Origin of the sequence: Aureimonas sp. AU22, from assembly GCF_001463745.1 — a bacterium.
In the GTDB taxonomy this organism is placed as follows: Bacteria; Pseudomonadota; Alphaproteobacteria; order Rhizobiales; family Rhizobiaceae; genus Aureimonas.
This window is the reverse complement of record NZ_BBWJ01000049.1, coordinates 100,207-121,112: the sequence shown is the minus strand read 5'-3', so window position 1 is coordinate 121,112 and position 20,906 is coordinate 100,207. Positions and strand designations below refer to the sequence as shown.

The following is a 20,906-nucleotide window of genomic DNA, read 5'->3' as shown; positions in this document are numbered from 1 at the left end:
TCTAACCCTTGCCGAAGGGACTGAGGTGTAGGATCCCCTTGGATCGCAGCATCCCAACGCGGGACGGCCGCCTACGAGCCTTGTTGGCGACCGTTCCGATAGCGACGTCGGGTGCAAGCCGGCCGGTCCGCCTGCAAGCACCGTTGTTGGCAAAGCCGACATTCGTCGGCCGTTATCTTACCAAGATGGCGCGAAAATCATTCACGTTGGTGCCCGTGGGACCAGGCGAAAACAGATCGTCAATCCCTTCGAACGCAGTCCAGGCGTCGTTCTTAAGGAGCGTCCGCCTCGCATCGATCCCGGCGCTCGACATGCGAGCGATGGACGATCCGTCGGCGAACGCGCCGGCATTGGCCTCCGATCCGTCGATCCCGTCGGTGTCGGCGGCCACCGCCCAGACATTGGACATTCCAGTGATGCCGAGGGCGAATGACAGGAGAAACGTGGTGTTTCGTCCGCCGCGCCCCCGGTCGCCGCCGGTCAGCGTGACGGTGGTCTCGCCGCCGGACAGAAGGAGCACCGGCTTGCGGAAGGGACGGTCTCTCGAGCCGATTTCGCGGACCAGCGCCGCATGGACCTGGCCGACGTCGCGTGCTTCGCCCTCGATGGCATCGGACAAGATCGCCGCCTCGATTCCGTAGGATTGCGCGACAGCGGATGCGGCTTCCAAGGAGCGGGACGCCGAGGCGATCACCCGTGTCTGGCATCGCGCAAGTCTCGGCTTGGGTGGGCTCGGAGCCGCTGCCACCTCGGATTGAAGATGCGTCAAGACCGCGGGGGGAAGTTGCAGGCAATAGTCTCGCACGACGCCGAGGGCATCCGCCGCGCTCGATAGGCTGGGAACGGTCGGACCGGAGGATACGAGCCCGGGATCGTCGCCCGGCACGTCCGAGACCACGAGGGTCACGACCCTTGCTGGGTAGGCGGCCGAGGCCAGCCGGCCGCCCTTGATCCGCGAGATCGATGTCCGCAGAGTGTTCATATGTGAGATGGGGGCACCGCTGGCGAGAAGAGCCTCGTTCACCGCAATCTCGTCCGCCAGCGACAGCCCGGGCGCGGGGGACGGAAGGAGGGCCGAGCCGCCTCCACAGATGAGGGCGACCACGAGGTCGTCTTCGGACAGCCCGCCGACCATGGCGAGAAGCTCGGCGGCCGCGGCAAGGCCGGCGGAATCTGGAACTGGATGCGAGGCTTCGCGTACGGCGATCCGGGGGCACGCCACCCCCTGGCCGTATCGCGTCACCACCATGCCCTCTAGCGGCGCGTCCCACGCTTCGTCGAAGGCACGGGCAAGTTGCGCCGCTCCCTTGCCGGCACCCACCACGATCGTCCGCCCCTTGGGCTTGGGGGGAAGGTGGTCACGGACGATACGCTCCGGATCGGCCGCAGCCACGGCCGCCGCGAACAGAGACGTAAGGAACGGCCGGGGATCGGCATCGAAGGGGGAGGCGCCGACGTCACGTGGTTCCCTGTCGATTCCTTCCCGCATCGTTCAGCCCTTCACGGCGCCGGCGGTCAGGCCCGCCACGAAATGCTTCTGCATCAGGAAGAATAGGCACACCGGGGGCAGGGCGGCAAACAGGGCGCCGGCGGAGATCAGGTTCCAAGCGGTGAGCCACTCCCCCTTCAGGCCGGCGATGCCAAGGGTCAGGGGCTTGGCCGCATCGCTCTGCACCAGCACGAGGGCCCAGAAGTAGTCGTTCCAGACGAATGTGAAGATCAGGACCGACAGGCCAGCGAGCGCCGGACGCAGCAGGGGGATGACGATCTTGCGGATGATCTGGAACTCGCTCGCGCCCTCCACCCGGGCCGCCTCGAACAGCTCGTTCGGCAGCGTGATGATGAAGTTGCGCAGGAACAGCGTCGCGAAACCCGTCTGGAAGGCGGTGTGGAACAGGATCAGTCCCCAGACCGTGTTGTAGAGGCCGACGTCGAGAACCATGTTGCGGACCGGGATCATCAGGATCTGGTAGGGAATGAAGTTCCCCCCGATGAACATGGCAAAGAGGATCGTCGCGCCCGGCAGCCGATACTTTGCGATCGCCACGGCCGCCATGGTCGACAGGATCAGCACGAGGACGACCGTGATCCCCGTGACCGTGACGCTGTTGATGAAGAAGGTCCACATCGGCGAGGTGGCGAAGACCTCGCGGTAGTTGGCGAACAGGCTGAAGCGTTCCGGAGCGCCCCAGTAGTTACCGGCCAGGAGGTCGCCTTGCGAACGGATCGCCGTCATCATGATGGCGATCATGGGGGCCATCCACAGGATCATCGCGACGTAGATCGCCATGCGATAGCCGAGCCGGATCCCGAAGGCGCGCTCGGTGACGGGTGTGGGATACATCAGCCGACCCTCGCTTCGCGGCGCAGCGTGTGCCAGAGGAACACGGCGATCCAGACGGACATGATCAGGAACAGGACGGTGGCGATGGCCGCGCCGTAGCCGGCGCGGTAGCTGAAGATCGTCGCGTCGAACATTTGGTAGGCGAGAACGGTGGAGCTTCCGTAGGGGCCGCCCTGCGTCATCACCGAGATCAGGTCGAAGTTGCGCAGCGAACCGATCACCGTGATGATCGTGGCCACGAACGTGACCGAGCGGAGCTGGGGAAGGACGACGTAGCGCAGGAGCGTCCACCCCGACGCGCCGTCGATCCGTCCGGCCGCGATCAGTTCGGCGTCGAGCTGCGACAGGCCGGCAAGGAACAGCACGAGACAGAACGCAATCTGCGCCCAGAGCGCGGCGGCGATGATGCCGAAGGTGACGAAGGTCTCGTCCGACAGAATGGCGATCGGCTCGAGGCCTACCGCGCGGAACGCGATGGCGAGGATGCCGAAGGTCGGATCGTAGAACCAGGTGAACACGACGCCGATGATCACGGGGGCGAGCACCAGCGGCAGAAAGAACACCGCCTTGATGAAGCGCAGTTCCTTGAGCGGTTGGTTGAGGAAGATCGCCAGCCCCAGACCGATCACCGGGGCGAGCAGAAACAGGAGAATCCAGAGGACATTGTTCTTCAAAGAGACGAAGAACTGAGGATCCCCGAAGAGCTCGGCGTAGTTCGCCATTCCGACCCAGGTCGCCTCGCCCGTGCCGTCCCAATCGTAAAAGCTCGTCCAGATGCTTTGGATGATCGGGATGACGAGCATCATCGCGAACAGTCCGACGGGCAGGAACAGGAGGATGACCGGCGTCAGCCAGCTTTGGTTTTTCTGCCAGAATGCAGCCATCGATACCTCGGGGACGGCCCGCCGCGAACGGGTCCTGATGGGGGCGAACCGGCGCGCCCGCGCCGCATCGCTGCCGGAGAAGGGGAGGCCCGGCTGGCGCCTGCCTCCCCGGCGCCCTACGCCTACTTGAAGACGCGTTCGCGTGTCGCCTCGAGCCTGTCGAGGATCGCGTCGGCCCGGTCGGGGCGCGCCAGGAACTCCTGGAAGCCCTTCATGCCCTGCTGCGCCATGTCGGGATTGGTGTCCCGGTCATAGAACTGTGAGGACCCTGCCGACGCGCGGACGAGCTCCAACTGCACCGAGGCGAAGTCGTTCGAGTCGAGCTTGGCGTCGGTGCGCGCGGGCACCACCGATCCGCCCTTGGCGAAGGCGTCGAGCTGGGCGGGCTGGGCGAGGAAGGCGAGGAACCGCTTGGCGAGCTCCTTGTTCTTCGCGCCCTTTGGAATGCCGACGCCGTTGATCGAAACCTGCTCGTAATCGGGGACCGCGGGATCGACCTTCGGGAAGGGGAAGAAGCCCATGTTGCCGCGCGCCTCGGCCGGAAGCGAGGTCAGGACATAGGGGCCGAGCAGGTACATGCCGGCCCGTCCTTGGTTCAGGAACGGGATCGCTTCCTGCCAGCCGTAGGACGACGCGTTCTCCAGGAAGTAGCCCTTGTCGATCGGGTCCTTCCAGATCTCGAAGACGCGCTTGATCTTCTCGTCGGTGTAGCTCGCCTTGCCGTCCATCAACTGCATGTAGAAGTCGAGGCCGGCGGTGCGCTTGGTCAGGAAGTCGAACCACAGGGCGTTGGCCCAGAGATCGCGCGTGCCGATCGCGAAGGGAACGACGCCGTTCTCCTTCAGCTTGGCGGACGCCGCCATGAGCTCGTCCCAGGTCTTGGGCGGCTGAAGGCTCTGCTGCTCGAACACGGCCTTGTTGTAGAAGAAGCCCCAGATGTTGAAGTTCGTGGGCATCATGTACTGCTTGCCGTCGTCCGTCACGGCATCCACGAAGGGCCCCATCACCTCGCGCAGGCCGTTCTCGTCGAAGAACGAGGTCAGGTCCTCGAAGAGGTCGCGCTGGGTAAAAGCGCGCATGCGCGCCCCCGTGAACCAGAACGCGATGTCGGGCGGGCTGGCGACCAGGAAGTTGCGGATCGAGGTCTTGTAGGATTCGACATCGCTGTAGTTGATGTCGACGGTGACGCCCGGATTGGCCGCCTCGAAGTCGGCGGCGATCTTGTTCATCGCCTCCTTCTGCCCGGCGCCGCTACGGTCCGTGTTGATGACGAGCGTTTCCGCCGCCCGCGCGGCCGGCTGCCACGCCGTCAGGGCGGTGAAGGCCAGAGCCGCCACCGCGAGCTTCGAGAACACCCTTCGGCTGACGGGCGACTTCGCTTGGTCCTGCATCGAATTCCTCCACTTGTTCAGGTCGACATTCGCATTCCCGCCGTCGGGATCGACGCTCCCGTCCCGATCGGCGTCAGGCCGCTCAGCTGAGGCGACGTCCGTCGTCCCGGCTGAAGAGGTGAACCGTCCCGGTATCGGGGCGGACACGGATGGTCTCGCCCGGGCGCAGATCCAGGCGTTCGCGGAAGAGACAGTTGAACTGCGTCGCGCCCCGGCGCGCCACGACCTCGGTCTCCGAACCCGTCGGCTCGACCACGACGACCTCGACCGCCTCGCCTTCGTCGGACAGGCGCATGTGCTCCGGGCGCACGCCGTAGACGGCGTCCTGCGGCGCCAGCGGCTTCCAACCCGTGCCCACCGGAAGGGCGAGACCGTCGGTGCCGTCGGTGTGGAACATGCCGTTCTCCAGCCGTCCGGACAGGAAGTTCATCGCAGGCGATCCGATGAAGCCGGCGACGAACTGGTTGGCGGGGCGATCGTAGAGGTCCAGCGGACGTCCGGCCTGCTCGATCACGCCGTCGCGCATCACGACGATCTTGTCGGCCATGGTCATGGCTTCGATCTGGTCGTGCGTGACGTAGATCGTGGTCGTCTTCAGCCGCTGTTGGAGATCCTTGATCTCGGCCCGCATCTGGACGCGCAGCTTGGCGTCGAGATTGGAAAGGGGTTCGTCGAAGAGGAAGACCTTGGGATCGCGGACGATGGCGCGGCCCATCGCGACACGCTGGCGCTGGCCACCGGACAGCTGGCGCGGATAGCGATCGAGAAGATGCGTAAGCCCCAGGATGTCGGCCGCCCGCGCCACGCGGGCCTCGATGTCGCTCTTGGGCGTGCGCTTCAGCATCAGGCCGAAGGACATGTTCTCGGCGATCGTCATGTGCGGGTAGAGCGCGTAAGACTGAAACACCATCGCGATGTCCCGGTCCTTGGGCGAGTCGCCGTTCACGACCCGGTCGCCGATCCGCAGCTCGCCGGCACTGATCGATTCCAGCCCCGCGACCATGCGCAGAAGCGTCGACTTTCCGCAGCCGGAGGGGCCGACGAGGATCACGAACTCGCCGTCCTCGATGTCGACGGACACGCCCTTCAGGATGTGCACCGAGCCGAACGTCTTGTGCATGTCTGAGATCGTGACGGACGCCATGGCAGGTTTCTCCGGAGTGATCGCGCCCTCGCAGGAGGGGCGCCCTCGAAAGCGACCGTAGCCCGCCACGAGAGGCGCTGTGGGAAAAGAGCTATCCCGAACCCGTTTGACGGTCAATCAAAAATTACTTATCGATAAGTAAGTTTTAAGGAGATCGAGATGACGGATCAGAGCGCGGTGGACGGAGAGCGTCGCTTGGCTGCGGGTGAGTATGGGTTCGACCAACTCGAGGTCGGCGACGACTTCGTGACATCCGGCGTCAGCGTGACCGAAACCCATGTCGTGTCCTATGCGGGCCTCTCCGGCGACCTGTTCGATGTCCACATGGACGACGAGTTCGCCCGGGCTCAGGGGTTTCCGGGGCGGATCGCGCATGGGCTGCTCGGCCTCGCGCTCGCGGACGGGCTGAAGACGCGCTCGCCCGTCCGTCTTCGCGGCATCGCGACGCTGAGCTGGAACTGGTCGTTCCGGGCGCCGCTCCTCATCGGAGATCGCATCCACGTCCACATTCGGGTGCAGGGGAAGCGCGAGACGCGACGCGAGGACCGGGGCATCGTGACGCTTGCAATGCGCATTCTCAACCAACATGAAAAGGTGGTGCAGGATGGCGAGACCCAGCTCCTCATGATGCGCGGAGCGACGGGCGCCTGACCCGCGCAGGCCTGTCCCGGTCGGGACGGCTCGCGGTGGAAGCAGCGGAAGGATGGGAAATGGCAAGGAAGTCCGCGGTCGACGCGTCGACGTCGAGCCGATCGAGCTCGATGCGAGACGCCATCAAGGCGGTGGCGACCGAACTCCTGATCCGGCACGGCTACCACGGCATGAGTTTCAGAAACATCGCCGAGCGGCTGGATACGACGACGACCAACATCCACTATCATTTCGGCAACAAGGAAAAGCTCGTCGAGGAGGTGCTGCGCGACTACGTCGACGCCACCTCGGCGCGCCATCAGGCGATCTGGCAGGATCCCGACCGAAGCCTGAAGCAGAAGCTGCGAGACGTCGCCGACTTCAACTTCGCGAGGTACAAGGCCTTCAACAAGGACCGGAAGGGCAGCCGGCCCTGGAGCCTCATCGGCCGGCTTCGTCTGGATGGGGAGATCCTGAGCCCGGAGGCGCGCGAACATCTCGCCTTCTTCAGCGTCCGGGTCCACGATTCCATCAAGGTCGCGGTGCGCAACGCTCAGCGGCGCGGCGAGTTGCGTGACGACGCGCCGCTGGACGACCTCGCTTTCCTGCTCGTCAACATCGTCAATTCGTCGTCCGTGTTCACGCAGGATGCCGGAAGCTTCGAGCGGCTGGAACAGTTTTTCGAAACGTTCTCGCGCGTCGTCTTGTCGGCCTACGAGCCGGAAGGGCCGCCCCGCGACGGCGGCGGTCGGGACGTATCCGCTTCGGCCTGACCGGCCGCCGGGAAGGCCCTTGGGCTTGATGCCGCTTCCGGCGCGCCCGTTCAGCACCATCGACGCACGACATCGACGCCGTGCGCATCCCAGGACGCTTGCCGCGCGAGGCCACGCTTGCCCTGCACAGTGGCATGGAAAGCCGCGCTCGCAAAAAAGGTTGCCAACCTCGCCTCGATTACTTATCGATAAGTAAGTTTACGGACATCGGGGCATCCATATGCAAGTCATCACGGCCGCCCAGGCCGCTGCACTCGTGCGCGACGGGGACACGATTCTGATCGGCGGCTCGGGCTCGGGCCATGCCGTGCCGGAGGCGCTCATCGAAGCCGTGGAAAGCCGCTTCCTCGAAAGCTTCGAACCGCGGGCGCTCACCACGATCCATCCGGTCGGTCTCGGCAACCGGGGATCGGCCGGCGCGGCGCGCTTCGGGCACGAAGGCCTCCTGAAGCGCGCCGTGTGCGGCACGGTCGTCGACGCTCCGTCCGTCGCCGAACTGGCCCGTCAGGGCAAGGCGGAGGTCTATACCCTGCCGCAGGGCGCCCTCTCGCAACTGGTCCGCGAGATCGCGGCGGGGCGGCCGGGCCTCGTGTCGCATGTCGGACTGCACACCTTCGTCGATCCCCGCCAGGAGGGTGGCAAGCAGAGCGCGGCGTGCAGCGAGGATCTCGTCGAGCTGATCGAGCTGAAGGGGCGCGAGTGGCTGTTCTACAAGCCGTTCGACATCGATGTGGCTTTCCTGCGCGGCACCACTGCGGACGAGGACGGCAACGTCTCCATGGAGGACGAGCCGATCTTCGGCGAGATGCTGTCCATGGCGCAGGCGACGCGCCGCTGCGGCGGCCTCGTCATCGTGCAGGTGAAGCGGCTTGCCAAGCGCGGCATGCTTCCCGGGAAGACGGTGAAAATCCCAGGCATGCTGGTGGACGCCGTGGTGGTGGATCCCGATCAGATGCAGACCTACCAGACGGCGTTCGATCCGTCCTATGCCGGACAGCTCAAGATCCCCTTCGGCTCCTTTCCGAAGCTTCCCCTCGACGAGCGCAAGATCGTGGCGCGTCGTTGCGCGATGGAGCTGAGCGTCGGTGCCGTCTGCAACATCGGATCGGGCATCTGCACCGGCATCGGGCTCGTGGCCGCCGAAGAAGGGCTGCTCGACCATGTCGTCTTGACCAACGAGCAGGGACTGATCGGCGGCGCCCCCGCGAGCGGCCTCGACGCGGGCGCCGCGCGCAACTACTGGGCCATGATCGACCAGCCCTACCAGTTCGACTTCTACGACGGCGGAGGGCTCGACGTCGCGTTTCTCTCGGCCGTCGAGATCGATCCGCAGGGGAGCGTGAACATCAGCCGCTTCGCGGGACGCGTGGTCGGCATCGGCGGCTTCGTCAACATCAGCCAGAACGCGCGCAAGATGGTGTTCGGCGGCACGTTCACGGCCGGCGGGCTCAGCGTCGAGGCCCGGGACGGCACATTGACCATCCTGACCGAAGGCAAGCATCGCAAGTTCGTCCAGACCCTGGAACAGGTCACCTACAACGGCGCCTACGGGCGCGAGCGCGGCCAGACCACGGTGTTCGTCACCGAGCGCGCCGTGTTCCGGACCGGGCCGAATGGTCTTGAACTCTTCGAGATCGCCCCCGGGATCGACTTGGAGCGCGATGTCCTCTCGCACATGGCGTTCCGCCCCGCGATCGCGGACGACCTGAAGGTGATGGACCCGCGTCTCTTCGACGATCGGCCGATGGGCTTGGAGGCGGAACTCCCGGGCGCCTGGCCGGTCCACGCGCGCCTTGCGGCGGCGCATCGTTGAACCGGGGAGCTCAAGCCATGACCGGCACGGCCAGCATTCGCCTTCCGAAACCCGATCGTTCGGTCGAGACCTATCGACTCGTCGGACAGCCCTTGCCGGTCGTCCCGCCAAGCGCCCCGTTCAACCGGATCGCCTACGCCGCCGGGCACGTCGTGTTCGATCCGCTGGAGCCGAGCGATCCATGGGTCACGCCTGCGATCGACTGGGAGCGCACGCTCGCGTTCCGCCAGCACCTTTGGAGCCTCGGCCTCGGCATCGCCGAGGCGATGGACACGGCGCAGCGCGGTATGGGCTTCGGCTGGGATATGGCGCACGAGCTTATCCGCCGGACGATGGACGCCGGGGGGCGGGATGCGTTGGTGGCGTCCGGCTGCGGCACGGATCAGCTGGACCCCGCTCGACCGCACGATCTGGACGCCGTCATCGCCGCCTACGAGGAGCAGATGGAGGCGGTGGAGGCCTGTGGTAGTCGCGTCGTCCTTATGGCGTCGCGCGCACTCGCTCGGGCCGCTGCGGGCCCGGACGACTACCGCATGGTCTATGACCGCCTCTTGCGGCAGGCGAAGCGCCCGGTCGTGCTCCATTGGCTGGGGCCGATGTTCGACCCGCAACTCGACGGATACTGGGGGCATGCCGGATACGAGGGCGCCAGCCAGGTGGTCGTCGACATCATCGAGGCCAATGCCGACAAGGTCGACGGGATCAAGATCTCGCTTCTGGACGCCGGCAAGGAGATCGATCTTCGCTCGCGCCTTCCTCAGGACGTGAAGATGTTCACCGGCGACGACTTCAACTACGTGGATCTCATCGCTGGCGACGGAGATACCCATTCCCACGCCCTGCTCGGCGCGTTCGACGCGATCGCACCCGCAGCGTCGGCCGCGTTGTCGCGCTTGTCGTCCGGTGACGTGGCCGGCTACCGCGCCGTGCTCGATCCGACCGAGCCCCTGTCGCGCCATCTCTTCGCCGCGCCGACGCAGTTCTATAAGACCGGCGTCGTCTTCATGGCCTACCTCAACGGCCATCAGGACCACTTCACGATGGTGGCCGGCATGGAGAGCGCCCGTTCGACCCTGCATCTGGCCGACGTCTTCCGTTTGGCGGACGGCGCGAACCTCCTGTCCGATCCGCAACGGGCGGTCGATCGCATGCGGGCCGTCCTCGCCGTGCGCGGGGTCGCGGCATGACGCATGCGGCCGGTGCCGAACGGGGCAACGAGGGTTCGCCGGCTCTTTCCGGCGCGACCCACCTTTATGCGATCCTCGGTGATCCGATCGCCCAGGTCGCTTCGCCGCGGCTCTTCAACAGCGCCTTCCGGCGTCTTGGCGTCGATGCGGTCCTGGTGCCGTTCCATGTAGCGCCGCAGGGTATCCCCGCGGTGCTCGAAGCCTTTCGTGTCGGGCAAAACTTCGACGGGCTGGTCGTCACCGTTCCCCACAAGATCGCCATCGCCTCTCTCATCGACGAGGTCGGACCGCTCGGTCGGCGCATTGGCGCGGTGAATGCCATCCGCAAGCTTCCCGACGGTCGGCTCGTCGGCGACAACTTCGACGGTCTCGGGTTCGTTCGCGGGCTGGCCGGCAAGGGGCACACGTTGCGGGGACGGCGCGTCGTGGTCATCGGCGCCGGTGGCGCGGGGTCGGCGGTCACCCACGCGATTCTGGACGAGGGCCCGTCCGCACTCGGCGTCTTCGACGTCGATGCCGTCCGCCTTGCATCTCTTCTCGGCGACCTGAGACTGGCGTCCTCGTCCGTCGACATCCATGCGGCCCGTGCCGATGCCGAGGGCTACGACGTGATCGTCAACTGCACGTCGATCGGCATGCATGACGGCGACCCGCTGCCGCTGGCCATCGACCGCCTGAGCGAAACCGCACTTGTGGTCGACATCATCCTCGAGCCGTCCGAGACGCCGCTTCTGAGAACTGCGTCGAGCCGAGGCTGCTCGACCCATCCTGGTATCCATATGCTGGATGGCCAGGTCGACGAGATCTGCCGCTTCTTCGGACTGGGTGGGTGAGGCGCATGCCGCGGTCGCTGGATAGGCACTCCGTCAACACGGCGACCCTCGGCTACCAGATGCCGATCGGCGAGACTGTCGATGCGATCGCCAGAGCCGGGTTCGGGGGCATCGCGCCCTGGCGGCGCGAGGTGGAGGGGGGCGATGTCGACGTGATCGCCCGGCGCATCCGGGACGCGGGGCTGCGCGTCAGCGGCTATTGCCGCAGCACGTATATTCCCGGCACCTCGCGGGCGGCATGGGCCGCCAACGTCGATGACAATCGCCGAGCCCTGCGGGACGCCGCACGCCTCGGTGCCGAATGCTTCGTTCTGGTCGTCGGCGGGCTGCCGGAGGGTAGCCGCGACATGCCCGGCGCCCGGCGCCAGGTTCAGGATGGCGTCGCGGATCTCCTAGCCGAAGCCACGACGCTCGGCGTGCCGCTGGCGCTCGAGCCGCTTCATCCGATGTATGCCGCCGACCGGGCCTGCGTGAACACGATCCGGCAGGCGCTCGACCTGTGTACGCTTCTCGATCCCGCCCGAACGTCGCATCTCGGGATCGCGATCGACGTGTACCACACCTGGTGGGACCCCGAACTGCCGGAGGCGATCACGAGGGCGGGCCGGGAAGGGCGCATCCTTGCCTATCACGTCAACGACTGGCTCGTGCCGACAGGCGATCTTCTGATGGACCGTGGCCTGCCAGGCGAAGGGGTCATCGACCTCGAAAGCATCGGTGCCCTCGTGCGCGACGCAGGCTATCGCGGGCTGACGGAAGTGGAGGTGTTTTCCCACAGGGTCTGGAAGCACCCACCCGATCGCATCCTCGCCGACTGCGTCGCGTCGATCGTCCAGGGACCGCCTACGTATCTGCAGAACGTTCGATGAGGTCATTTGAGAATGTCCGCTTCGTGATGTCGGAACCGTAGCCGGGACGTCAGGGAAGGGTCGAAAGCGGATGAACCGCTTCCGGGTATCTGCTTCCTTGGCGTCGATCGGCTGGACCAGACCCTGATGAGCTTGATTCAATGACGCGCGGCAGGATGCTAAGCGTGAGCATGCGAACCTCTCGCGAATCGACATCCCATCATTGGTGGATGTTGATCTTCACGCGGCAGGCGAGGGAAGGGATCGGGAGGGGACCGCAAGGTGCGGCCTATCTCCAATGTCGGAATGATCCTTTCGAAAGGACGAGACCAGTCGTCAACTATCAGGCATCTGCCTTGGCAGATGTCTTGGTTGACCGCTTGCCCTTCGGCTTCGCCATGGGCGCGGGAACTGGCGCGACTTCAGAAGCTGTGGCTTCTTGCGCTACCGCATCTGCGGTCGCCGAGCGCTTGCGTCCAAGCCCCAACTGCTTCGCCACTTCAGCACCGAACTTCGAATAGTTCGGAGCCACCATCGGATAGTCCGCCTTCAGGCTGTACCGCTCGCGATAGGTGTCGGGCGTCAGGCCATGCGTGGCTAGAGTCAGGACCCATTGATTTGAGGCGTGCCGTCTGATTCAGGCTCCGTCCGGGGGGCTGGATATGAGCGATCTGTACTGACTGACGGACGAACAGATGGATCGGCCTCGTCCGTTCTTTCCCAAAAGCCACGGCAGGCCACGTGTCGACGACCAGCGGGTTCTCACCGGCATCATCTTCGGCAACCGCAACGGGTTGCGATGGCGCGATGCGCCCAGGGACTATGGGCCCGCGAAGACGCTCACCAACCGTTGGAAGCGTTGGGGTGAAGCGGGCGTCTTCGTCCGAATGATGGAAGGCCTGCCGCAGTCGGCGCCGATCCCAGGACCGTCATGATCGATGCGACCTATCTGACGGCTCACCGCACGGCAAAGAGCCTTGCGGTCAAGAAGGGGCTTGGACGACTGATCGGTCGGACAAAGGGCGGCATGAACACCAAGCTCCATGCTGTCGCCGATGCGAACGGTCGCCCGCTGAGCTTCTTCCTGACCGCTGGGCCGGTGAGCGACTACACCGGGGCAGTCGCGCTGTTGGACGCTCTGCGCCAAGGCGCAATGGTTGCTCGGCGATCGGCCTACGATGCCGATTGGTTCAGGGACGCTCTTGAGGCGAAAGGCATCAAACCCTGCATTCCAGGCCGAAAGTCCCGCAATGCACCCGTACGCCACGACAAGCGCCGTTATATCAGTCGCAACCGCATCGAGATTATGTTCGGGCGGCTAAAGGACTGGCGCCGCGTCGCAACACGCTACGATCGCTGTCCGACCGTCTTCTTCTCTGCCATCGCGCTAGCAGCCACCGTCCTGTTCTGGCTCTAAACTACGAGTCCTGACCCTAGCCACCAGAAGTTTTTAGCAAGCCCGTCCGAGCAAGTTGTTGGGTAAAATGCTGCGTTGGCAGGCCATAACTGACGACGACGATGTCGAGATCGCGCTCGCCGACAATTCGAACTGCCCGAACGAGCGCGTCATCGATCCATTCGTCGGCATTGCCGAAGGCGCCGCCTCCGAGACGCGTGAGCAGAATTCGATTCGATGCGCCGCGCTCGGCATTCAAAACGCCGGCAAGAAGGGTTGCTTCGTAGGCCGCCTCCAAAACGAGACGTGCGAACGATGTCCAATGCGCCTTTAGCAGCCGGCAGTAGGCAACTGGCAAGGCCGAGCAGAAGATTTGACTGACGGTCTGCCCAGGCAGAGGTCCGTCCGTCACCTCTACGTCCTGGTGCAAGCCGAACTGCATAAGACCGCGTAACGCGTCCCGTTCATTCTCGTCGAGAGTTTCGAGAAGGCCTGATAGAGCAGCCAGCCCACTTGCGGTCGGCAGAGCATATCCATTCTGCATACACCAGAGGTCTTCGACGATCCAGTTCAGACGCTGCGCCAGTTCGCGGCCCAGATCGGCAAGTCCGTCGAGCTGACGGTCGGCCGTTTGTCCGATGCCGTCGGCAACCGGAGCGAAATAGTTTCGGTAGATCGTCGCAGCTCCGGCCGCGATTGCGCAGGCGGGGCCTTGTGTTCGATCGTAAGCATATCGGGTGACCCCATCCTCCGGCGTGACATCCGGTCCGACCATTTCGAGCATGTTGAACTGCGACGCGACCTGAAACAGCGCCCCTTGGTTTCCCTCGTGGCCATGCAGGGCTCGGACGTCGCCTTGGACGATGGAAAGGCGGGATCGTCCCGCTCGGTGGACGCGGTTCGCTTTGATCCGCAGTTCAGAAAGGGACGGAAGCGTCAGACGACCAACACCGTAGCTCCAGTCCGTTCCGTTAACGGAGAGTCGACCGTTAACAACAGAGAGCCGCGCTTGCGTTTCGGCGTAGGTGCTTTCCCGAAAATGCGTCAGTCGCTCGAACCAGTCCATCCTGCACTTCTCCGTTTTCTGTGCGAACGGGAATCTACTGACTGGTTTCCCCTTCAGCGACCCGCCAATCTCGTTGTTTCAGATAGGGGCGTCAGTTTTTGTCGCCTCGCCGTGCGATGGACGCCGACAAATTTTTGGAGATCGAAACAACATGAACACGACGAGCTTCGAGCACGCATTGACGCCCACATTCATCGAGGCCTTACGCAAGCAGGCCGAACAGTCAGGTTGGTGGCACGATGTCCTCAATGATCCGAAGCTCATCATCGCAGTTCGTGGTCGGAGCCTGAACGTCTACTGGCAGGGCCAGGCAATTTTCAATGTCTCATGCCCGAACGGCTCGCTCCGCGTGACGACGCACGAGAAATTCCTGACAGATCCCGAACTGGCTGCTCAGGTGCCGCTCTTAGAAGATGGAACTTTCGAAACTGCTGTCCTGAAAGAGCGGGGGCTCATCTCTTACTACAATAGCGGAACCGGCAATACGGGTACGCTCTCGAAGCTGAAGAAGACAGCCGCGTTGTTCTCGGGCGACGAGAAGCGTGGCTGCCATGAGATCGCAATTCGCAATGCCAAGGTCATTGACGTCGAGATCGCCTTCCCCGGTCGGCATGTGATCGAGGGCGACGAAGATCCCTGGAACGCCCCGCGGGTCGATTTGGCGGCCATTGAGGAGGACGGCGATCATGCGCGCCTCGTCTTCTGGGAGGCGAAGACTTATCGAAATGGCGAACTGCGGGCTATCGGGGATAACTCTGCCCCGGTTTGCCAACAGATCAAAGCCTATCGCACCATCCTTGCCTCGCAACGGGAAGCGATCGAGGACAGCATGACCCGCGTTGCGGCCAATCTCGTGGCATTCCAGAAGATGGGTTGGAAGCGGGAACTCTCGCCCTTGATCGTGGACGTCGGGACTGGAAAAGCCAAGCTTCGTCTTGGCGACGAGCCGCAGGTTGGGCTGATCGTTTTCGGCTTCGATGCTGCACAGCGCGACAGCAAGGTCTGGAAGGACCATCGCACCAAGCTGGAGAAGGAAATTAAGAACGTGCGGCTGGTCGGCGACGCGAAGGACATCAAGATTTGATGAGCCTGACGCTCACCGTTCATCGCGGCACGCGGGAAATCGGCGGAAGCTGCATCGAGATCGCCCATCCAGACGGCGCGCGTCTCGTCCTCGACGCCGGCCGCCCGCTGGACGCGCCGGTGGGGGCGAGTGGGTTGTTGCCAGCGAGCTTGGATAGGGTCAAACCCGCGACGGTCCTCGTCAGCCATCCGCATCAGGATCATCATGGGTTGCTGCACGAGTTGCCAAAAGACTGGGTAGTCTGGACGGGACAGGCCTCAGCGCGGCTTATCGCCATCTCCGAGAAGATGGCAAAGACTTCGGCGCCGCGCGGATTGCGGACCTGGACGAGCCGGGGCGCACCACTCCGATTTGGCCCGTTCACCGTCACTCCGATTCTGACCGATCACAGTGCATTCGACGCCTATATGCTGCTCGTGGAAGGGGCCGGACGGCGCATTCTTTACACGGGGGACTTCCGTCGGCACGGACGCAAGTCCTCGCTTGTTGATGCGCTGATCGCCCGTCCACCAAAAGAGGTCGACGTCCTCGTCTGCGAGGGCACCAACCTGGGAACGGATAAGCCGACGGCGACCGAGGCCGAACTCGAGGGCGAATTCGCAGCGCTCTTCCGTCGGACACGAGGCCGCATATTCGTTGCCTGGTCGGGACAGAACATCGACCGCACGGTGACGCTGTACCGTGCGGCGAAGCGAACCGGTCGCACGTTGGTGATCGATCTCTACACTGCTGATGTTCTTGACCGCATCGCAGACGGCACGAAGCTGCCACGTGCCGGATTTCCGAATCTGAAAGTCGTCGTGACAGCGGGTTTGCGGACGTTTTATGTGGTTCAGGGGCGCGAGGAGTTCGTCTCGCGCATGGTGCCCCATGGTGTCGCTGCGCGGAACGTTCCGGCCGACGCAGTCGTGATGATACGCCGATCTCTTATTCGCGACTACTCGCGGGCCGGGCTTCATCCGACGAAGGATGACGCCTTCAATCACTCGATGTGGCGCGGCTACTTGAAAGAAGCCTATTACGCCGAGCCGCTAGAATGGTGCCGAGCCGGTGGGGCGAAACTCGCCTACCTGCATACGAGCGGCCATGCGTCCTCCGACGATCTGCGCGCTTTTGCGGCGGCCATGTCCGCCAAGGTCGTCGTGCCGGTCCACGGGCAGAATTGGGACGCCCAAGGACATGGTTTTGATGCGATTCACCGGCTTGGCGACGGCGAGCCGTGGGTGCTGCAATGATCTATGTGCCTCCGTCCTTCAAACCGTGATCATATGTATCTCGACCGGGCCGCCCGGGATGTCAGGATGGAAGACTGCGACACAAAGCCGATCCGTCCAGACTGCGCCCGTATCGAGATTGGTACGGAAGACACGAAGATCCGGCCCATCGGGATCCGGCGTGTGTCCGTGAACGACGTGAAGGCCGAAATCGTGTTCGGCCATCAGGAAGGGCTGGCGGATCCAGAGCATGTCCCGTTCGCTCTGCTCTCCGAGCGGCAGTCCTGGACGAACGCCGGCATGGACGAAAAAGCGGCGTGCGTCGTCGAAGAAATGCGGAAGAGCACTTATCCATTCGAGGTGGCGGGCGGGTAAAGCGCCTGAATAGGACGCGAGCGTCTGATCACCTCCGTTGGCGAGCCAGAAATCACGGGCGCCTTCCGCCGCAGTCTGCGCGTCGAGAAGCATCTGCTCGTGATTGCCACGCAGGCAGACGTAGCGGTCTTGTGACCGCAACGGACCCTCTATCAATCTGGCTATGACGGCTGCGCTGTTCGGACCTCGATCGACGTAGTCTCCGAGGAAAACGATGCGACGAGCCTTCTCTCCCCGACCATGGCTATCGATCCAGTCGAGAGCCGGGGCGAGCAGGTCGTCGCGACCGTGGATGTCGCCGATTGCGTAGGTCAGAGTCATTCGCCGTCTCCATTGCGCTGGCCGACACGCCACGAGCGGACGGCAGGCGCTCTCATGGCGCAGCCGGAAAATCGGTGCGTTGATGGTCCTCAACAAGAGCCCGCAGAGCGGCCGGTTCGACGACCTCGACCTTGTCCCCCCACTGGTATAGGAACCAAGCCATCTCGAGGTGGCCGGCAGCGTGGAAGCGAACGGTCAGCGATCCGTCGGGGTTCTCCTCGATGGTCTGGTCCGGGTGGAACCGGAAGCCGCGCGCGTTCGCGGCTACGTCCGGCAGGAAGCGCCAGACGACCTCACCATACTCATCCTTGTTCTGAAACACGCCGAATGCACGCTTGGCGTGATCGACGAGTGAGAACCCCTCGGGCACATGCGAGCGCGCGGACATCATTTCCACATTCGCCATCCGGTCGAGGCGCCAGAGGCTTGGCTCGCCTTCCCTTCTCTTCGCAGTAAGCGCCACGAGGTAGGTCCGATGGCCCGTGATGAGGCCGTAGGGGTGAACGACCTGACGCTTGACGCCGCCGGTGCCGCGATAGTCGAAGCCAACTTGCTTCATGGCGAGAAGCGCATCACCAATAGGTTCGATGACGGCCCGGTCCTGAAGCGGCCGAGGTCCTGGACGGGCAGCGAGGTGGTAGCTCTGCAGCATCGCCTCGATGTCGGTTTCCACTCGTGACCGCATCTTGTCCGGCAACAGCATGCGGACCACCGCCAGAACCTTCTCCAGCCGTTCGACATCGCCTGGGTCTCCAGCCGTCCTCGCGGAGGTGACGCTGCGCTCGAGGGCCGCGACATCGCGCGCGCCGATCGCGGATAGATCCACAATGCGGCCGCGCCGAAGCCAGACCGTTTTACCCTCCGGTTCGGTCCTGTCCTCGTAAGCGTCCGGGAATAGAGCCTGCAGTTCGCTCAAGATACGCTGCGTACGCCTTCTCGCTGCCTCCGTTCCTCCGCCCCAGCGTTGGTCGATCTCCGAGAGCGTCATTCCGCTGTGGCGGGCTGACAGGTCAAGGGCGAGCCGTAGCAGTTCGCCAGCCTTGGCATAGCTCATGAGGTATCTCCCGTCCTTCAGTGATGGGACGACCATTTTCGTCGCCCCCATCCTCTATCTCTCCACTGGCGGACAATTCAGTCGGAGACAAGGTATGGAAGGGCTCTACACCAGCGGTCACGCGGCGGCACGCATGAACCAGCGGGGAATTCGTGAGGAGACCGTCGAGACCCTCCTGAGCTTTGGCGAGCGAAAGCGATCGCATGGCGCCGACCTCTACTTCATGGACCGGACCGCCCGCCGGCGCGCTCGCGACGAGCTCGGCGCCAAGGCCTTTGCCCGGATCGAGAAGAGCCTCGATGCCTACGTCGTCGTCGGTGACGACGGGACGCTTGTCACTGTGGCCAAGCGCCTGCGTCGCCTGCGCGACTGAGCGCATCTTCTAACTGACGTTCCCACCACCTTAGACGGAGATTCCATGCCGCTCAGACGTCATCGCGCTCGACGTTCATTCGCTGCTTCCCTTGGCGGATTCGTCGATCTGCCGTTCGGCGCGTACGAGAAGCACGTACTGCGGAGCTACGCGCTGACGGTCCTGCGGCCCGATCGGGGCAAGAGCAAACTCGAGATCACCGACGAGCTCATCGAATGGTACAAGTCGCATCGTCGCCTTCTCGGCTTCCGCGTGGGCCCGATCGATAGCTGGATCCGCGAGGCCGAAAGCGCTCGACGTTCAAGCTTTGGCAACACGTTGCGCTTCACTCCGGGAAACCTGCCAGAACTCACGGAGTCAGCGCCCAAGGCGTCGGCGTTCCAGTCCCGCGTCGACTGGATCGGTCGAACGCTGAACCTGGAACCCGCCGAAGTTTCGCTTCTGGGCGCCGTGGCGCGGCTGACGCAGGTTCCAAGGTTCCGCGAACTGATCGGCGCTGCGTCCGGATGCATGCGCGATGATGACGAGGTGCCAATCAAGAATGCCGCGCACATGGCGGGGTTGTCGGAGCGCGATACACAACTCCTCGGTACCTGCCGGACAGCGCTTTTTCAACTCGGTCTCCTTGAGGACCGAGGCGGCTTCGACGTTGCTCTCTCGGCACCCGTCACTGCGATCCTTGCAAGCCGCACGACGAGCGAGGAGGCGATGAGACGCTCGCTTTTCGGCGAACTCACCCCGTCCAGCCTCGATATGTCGGACTTCAACCATCTGGGCTCAGCGCGAGAACTTTTTCTCTCCTTGCTCGATGGCGCTCTTCAGAAGAAGGTATCGGGGGCGAGCTTTCTCTTCCATGGCGAGCCGGGCACAGGAAAGACCGAATTCGCCCGTGCGGTCGCTGCCGAACTCGAGGCGCAGGTCGTCTTCATCGGCGAGGTGGGTTCCGATCGTCGCGGACCTCATCGGATGGCTGAGCCCACGCGAGCCGACCGTCTCGCTCATCTCGCCTTCGCTTCGGCTCTCGCCAAGCAAGCAGGGCGAACCATTCTCGTGATCGACGAGGCCGACGATATCTTCACCGGAGTCGATGACGAGAAGTATTCGAATCGGACGGGCTCGAAGGTCTTCATGAATCGTGTGGTCGAGACCTGTCCGGTCCCGATGATCTGGATCACCAATCATCCCGACCGCATGGGGCCGGCGGTGCTACGCCGCATGCTGACGGCCGTGGAGTTCCGCGAGGCGGAAATGACGACGCGCCGACGAATCGTCGAGCGCCACGCCCGGGCTCACGATGTCGCCTTCGCGGATCATGACATCGCCGCGCTCGCCGCTCTTCCAGCGTCACCCGCGCTGCTGCAAGCCGGCATCCGTGCTGCGTCTCTTGTCGGGCATAATGAAGCGGCGCCGGGGGAGGCGGCCGTCGCTGTCACACGTTCGCTCCTGCGGGTCGCCGGTCGCGATAGGCCCGCGCTCGCCATTCCCGGTCCGATCGGGTTCGATGCCTCTCTATCGAACGCGGACCAGGATCTGGCCGAGATAGAGCGGAGAGTGGCGCTGGCCGGGCCTGGCCCCCTTTCGTTTCTGTTCTCGGGCCTTCCCGGCACCGGGAAGAGCGCCTTTGCACGTCATCTGGCGACCCGCCTTGGAATGGAGGTTCTGGAGAAGCGTGCCTCCGACCTTCTCGGGATGTTCGTCGGAGAGAGCGAGAAGCGGATCGCGGACGCGTTTCACGAGGCAGCCGATACAAAGCGCTTCTTGATATTTGACGAGGCCGACTCCCTGCTCGGCGACCGCTCCGGCGCGAGACACGGCTGGGAGGTGAGCCAAGTCAACGAAATGCTGACTTGGATGGAGAGCCATCCGCTGCCTTTTGCGGCCACGACCAATCTTGCGGTCCGCCTCGACCCGGCGGTCCAGCGCCGGTTTCTCTTTAAGGTTCGGTTCGAGGCGTTGACGCCCACTCAGATCGCCTCGACGTTTGAGCGCGTCTTCGGCACCTCGGCACCAACTTCTGTGGAACGATTGCACCCCATGACACAGGGTGACTTTTCAATCGTAGCGCGTAAGGCAAAGATCATGCGCGAGGGGTGTCCAGTGCAAATCGGTAGGATGCTAGCGAGCGAAGTCGAGGCCAAAAGCGTCGGCTGTGGCCGCATCGGGTTCTAGGGGGAAC

The 20,906-nt window shown here is 64.0% G+C and carries 20 protein-coding genes; 11 read left to right on the top strand and 9 right to left on the bottom strand.

Annotation, left to right across the window (positions count from 1 at the left end):
• Positions 1-172: 172 nt before the first annotated feature.
• The 5 genes from AUL34_RS19095 to AUL34_RS19075 form a co-directional block, all read right to left on the bottom strand.
• On the bottom strand, positions 173-1,489 hold the full coding sequence (locus tag AUL34_RS19095) for a glycerate kinase (protein WP_061937407.1): 1,317 nt from the start codon (positions 1,487-1,489) through the stop codon (positions 173-175).
• Between the two features lie 3 nt (positions 1,490-1,492).
• A complete protein-coding gene (locus AUL34_RS19090; protein ID WP_061937404.1) occupies positions 1,493-2,344 on the bottom strand; it encodes a carbohydrate ABC transporter permease in 852 nt (283 codons plus the stop codon).
• Positions 2,344-3,228 carry a carbohydrate ABC transporter permease gene (locus AUL34_RS19085; protein WP_061937401.1) on the bottom strand — a complete coding sequence of 295 codons (885 nt, stop codon included), beginning with the start codon at positions 3,226-3,228 and terminating at the stop codon, positions 2,344-2,346. The genes AUL34_RS19090 and AUL34_RS19085 overlap by 1 nt, the downstream gene beginning before the upstream one ends.
• Before the next feature lie 122 nt (positions 3,229-3,350).
• A complete protein-coding gene (locus AUL34_RS19080; RefSeq protein ID WP_061937398.1) occupies positions 3,351-4,619 on the bottom strand; it encodes an ABC transporter substrate-binding protein in 1,269 nt (422 codons plus the stop codon).
• A gap of 82 nt (positions 4,620-4,701) precedes the next feature.
• Positions 4,702-5,763 carry an ABC transporter ATP-binding protein gene (locus tag AUL34_RS19075; protein ID WP_061937395.1) on the bottom strand — a complete coding sequence of 354 codons (1,062 nt, stop codon included), beginning with the start codon at positions 5,761-5,763 and terminating at the stop codon, positions 4,702-4,704.
• A gap of 159 nt (positions 5,764-5,922) precedes the next feature.
• Here AUL34_RS19075 and AUL34_RS19070 point away from each other — a divergent pair, with 159 nt between their 5' ends.
• The 6 genes from AUL34_RS19070 (at position 5,923) to AUL34_RS19045 (ending at position 11,868) form a co-directional block, all read left to right on the top strand.
• Complete coding sequence (locus AUL34_RS19070) at positions 5,923-6,414, top strand: MaoC/PaaZ C-terminal domain-containing protein (RefSeq protein ID WP_061937392.1); 492 nt, start codon at positions 5,923-5,925, stop codon at positions 6,412-6,414.
• A 110-nt stretch (positions 6,415-6,524) separates the two neighbouring features.
• Entirely contained in the window at positions 6,525-7,166 is a 642-nt protein-coding gene (locus AUL34_RS19065) for a TetR/AcrR family transcriptional regulator (protein WP_061937443.1), read from the top strand.
• A 220-nt stretch (positions 7,167-7,386) separates the two neighbouring features.
• On the top strand, positions 7,387-8,979 hold the full coding sequence (locus AUL34_RS19060; RefSeq protein ID WP_061937389.1) for an acyl CoA:acetate/3-ketoacid CoA transferase: 1,593 nt from the start codon (positions 7,387-7,389) through the stop codon (positions 8,977-8,979).
• A 17-nt stretch (positions 8,980-8,996) separates the two neighbouring features.
• Positions 8,997-10,166, top strand: coding sequence for a dihydrodipicolinate synthase family protein (locus AUL34_RS19055; RefSeq protein ID WP_061937387.1), 1,170 nt, complete (start codon positions 8,997-8,999; stop codon positions 10,164-10,166).
• The gene (locus AUL34_RS19050) at positions 10,163-10,999 is read left to right on the top strand and encodes a shikimate dehydrogenase (protein ID WP_061937384.1); all 837 of its coding nucleotides are present in this window, start codon (positions 10,163-10,165) and stop codon (positions 10,997-10,999) included. Before AUL34_RS19055 ends, AUL34_RS19050 begins: the two co-directional genes overlap by 4 nt.
• Before the next feature lie 5 nt (positions 11,000-11,004).
• Positions 11,005-11,868 (top strand): sugar phosphate isomerase/epimerase, encoded by an 864-nt coding sequence (locus tag AUL34_RS19045; RefSeq protein WP_061937381.1) that lies wholly within the window; start codon positions 11,005-11,007, stop codon positions 11,866-11,868.
• 322 nt (positions 11,869-12,190) lie between these two features.
• Here AUL34_RS19045 and AUL34_RS22050 read toward each other — a convergent pair whose 3' ends face one another.
• On the bottom strand, positions 12,191-12,454 hold the full coding sequence (locus AUL34_RS22050; protein WP_274532666.1) for a MucR family transcriptional regulator: 264 nt from the start codon (positions 12,452-12,454) through the stop codon (positions 12,191-12,193).
• Positions 12,455-12,542: 88 nt separating this feature from the next.
• Between AUL34_RS22050 and AUL34_RS22045 the strand changes: the two genes are divergently transcribed.
• Positions 12,543-13,264, top strand: a protein-coding gene (locus AUL34_RS22045) for an IS5 family transposase (RefSeq protein ID WP_244492647.1) whose coding sequence is annotated in 2 segments (ribosomal slippage) — positions 12,543-12,756 and positions 12,756-13,264 — 723 coding nt in all. Because the reading frame shifts where the segments join, the coding sequence is not laid out codon by codon here.
• A gap of 16 nt (positions 13,265-13,280) precedes the next feature.
• Here the strand turns inward: AUL34_RS22045 and AUL34_RS22040 are convergent.
• Positions 13,281-14,309, bottom strand: a complete 1,029-nt coding sequence (locus tag AUL34_RS22040; RefSeq protein ID WP_082653503.1) for a hypothetical protein — start codon at positions 14,307-14,309, stop codon at positions 13,281-13,283.
• 151 nt (positions 14,310-14,460) lie between these two features.
• On the opposite strand from AUL34_RS22040, the gene AUL34_RS19025 reads away from it, so the two are divergent.
• Together AUL34_RS19025 and AUL34_RS19020 are read left to right on the top strand one after the other, a co-directional pair.
• On the top strand, positions 14,461-15,393 hold the full coding sequence (locus tag AUL34_RS19025; protein ID WP_061937374.1) for a hypothetical protein: 933 nt from the start codon (positions 14,461-14,463) through the stop codon (positions 15,391-15,393).
• Positions 15,393-16,628, top strand: a complete 1,236-nt coding sequence (locus AUL34_RS19020; RefSeq protein ID WP_061937371.1) for an MBL fold metallo-hydrolase — start codon at positions 15,393-15,395, stop codon at positions 16,626-16,628. Before AUL34_RS19025 ends, AUL34_RS19020 begins: the two co-directional genes overlap by 1 nt.
• An 18-nt stretch (positions 16,629-16,646) precedes the next feature.
• Here AUL34_RS19020 and AUL34_RS22035 read toward each other — a convergent pair whose 3' ends face one another.
• Both AUL34_RS22035 and AUL34_RS19010 read right to left on the bottom strand, forming a co-directional pair.
• On the bottom strand, positions 16,647-17,303 hold the full coding sequence (locus AUL34_RS22035) for a metallophosphoesterase family protein (RefSeq protein WP_082653502.1): 657 nt from the start codon (positions 17,301-17,303) through the stop codon (positions 16,647-16,649).
• 52 nt (positions 17,304-17,355) lie between these two features.
• Complete coding sequence (locus AUL34_RS19010) at positions 17,356-18,357, bottom strand: YafY family protein (protein ID WP_192845793.1); 1,002 nt, start codon at positions 18,355-18,357, stop codon at positions 17,356-17,358.
• 94 nt (positions 18,358-18,451) lie between these two features.
• Between AUL34_RS19010 and AUL34_RS19005 the strand changes: the two genes are divergently transcribed.
• A complete protein-coding gene (locus tag AUL34_RS19005) occupies positions 18,452-18,730 on the top strand; it encodes a DUF4258 domain-containing protein (RefSeq protein WP_061937362.1) in 279 nt (92 codons plus the stop codon).
• 45 nt (positions 18,731-18,775) lie between these two features.
• A complete protein-coding gene (locus tag AUL34_RS19000; protein ID WP_061937359.1) occupies positions 18,776-20,899 on the top strand; it encodes an AAA family ATPase in 2,124 nt (707 codons plus the stop codon).
• Positions 20,900-20,906 lie beyond the last annotated feature (7 nt).

Coding starts and splice junctions, on each gene's coding strand:
- AUL34_RS19020 (WP_061937371.1), top strand. CDS start 15,393: ATGAGCCTGACGCTCACCGTTCATCGCGGCACGCGGGAAATCGGCGGA.
- AUL34_RS19005 (WP_061937362.1), top strand. CDS start 18,452: ATGGAAGGGCTCTACACCAGCGGTCACGCGGCGGCACGCATGAACCAG.
- AUL34_RS19075 (WP_061937395.1), bottom strand. CDS start 5,763: ATGGCGTCCGTCACGATCTCAGACATGCACAAGACGTTCGGCTCGGTG.
- AUL34_RS19090 (WP_061937404.1), bottom strand. CDS start 2,344: ATGTATCCCACACCCGTCACCGAGCGCGCCTTCGGGATCCGGCTCGGC.
- AUL34_RS19080 (WP_061937398.1), bottom strand. CDS start 4,619: ATGCAGGACCAAGCGAAGTCGCCCGTCAGCCGAAGGGTGTTCTCGAAG.
- AUL34_RS22035 (WP_082653502.1), bottom strand. CDS start 17,303: ATGACTCTGACCTACGCAATCGGCGACATCCACGGTCGCGACGACCTG.
- AUL34_RS19095 (WP_061937407.1), bottom strand. CDS start 1,489: ATGCGGGAAGGAATCGACAGGGAACCACGTGACGTCGGCGCCTCCCCC.
- AUL34_RS19045 (WP_061937381.1), top strand. CDS start 11,005: ATGCCGCGGTCGCTGGATAGGCACTCCGTCAACACGGCGACCCTCGGC.
- AUL34_RS19065 (WP_061937443.1), top strand. CDS start 6,525: ATGCGAGACGCCATCAAGGCGGTGGCGACCGAACTCCTGATCCGGCAC.
- AUL34_RS19060 (WP_061937389.1), top strand. CDS start 7,387: ATGCAAGTCATCACGGCCGCCCAGGCCGCTGCACTCGTGCGCGACGGG.
- AUL34_RS19070 (WP_061937392.1), top strand. CDS start 5,923: ATGACGGATCAGAGCGCGGTGGACGGAGAGCGTCGCTTGGCTGCGGGT.
- AUL34_RS19085 (WP_061937401.1), bottom strand. CDS start 3,228: ATGGCTGCATTCTGGCAGAAAAACCAAAGCTGGCTGACGCCGGTCATC.
- AUL34_RS19000 (WP_061937359.1), top strand. CDS start 18,776: ATGCCGCTCAGACGTCATCGCGCTCGACGTTCATTCGCTGCTTCCCTT.
- AUL34_RS19050 (WP_061937384.1), top strand. CDS start 10,163: ATGACGCATGCGGCCGGTGCCGAACGGGGCAACGAGGGTTCGCCGGCT.
- AUL34_RS19055 (WP_061937387.1), top strand. CDS start 8,997: ATGACCGGCACGGCCAGCATTCGCCTTCCGAAACCCGATCGTTCGGTC.
- AUL34_RS19025 (WP_061937374.1), top strand. CDS start 14,461: ATGAACACGACGAGCTTCGAGCACGCATTGACGCCCACATTCATCGAG.
- AUL34_RS22040 (WP_082653503.1), bottom strand. CDS start 14,309: ATGGACTGGTTCGAGCGACTGACGCATTTTCGGGAAAGCACCTACGCC.
- AUL34_RS19010 (WP_192845793.1), bottom strand. CDS start 18,357: ATGAGCTATGCCAAGGCTGGCGAACTGCTACGGCTCGCCCTTGACCTG.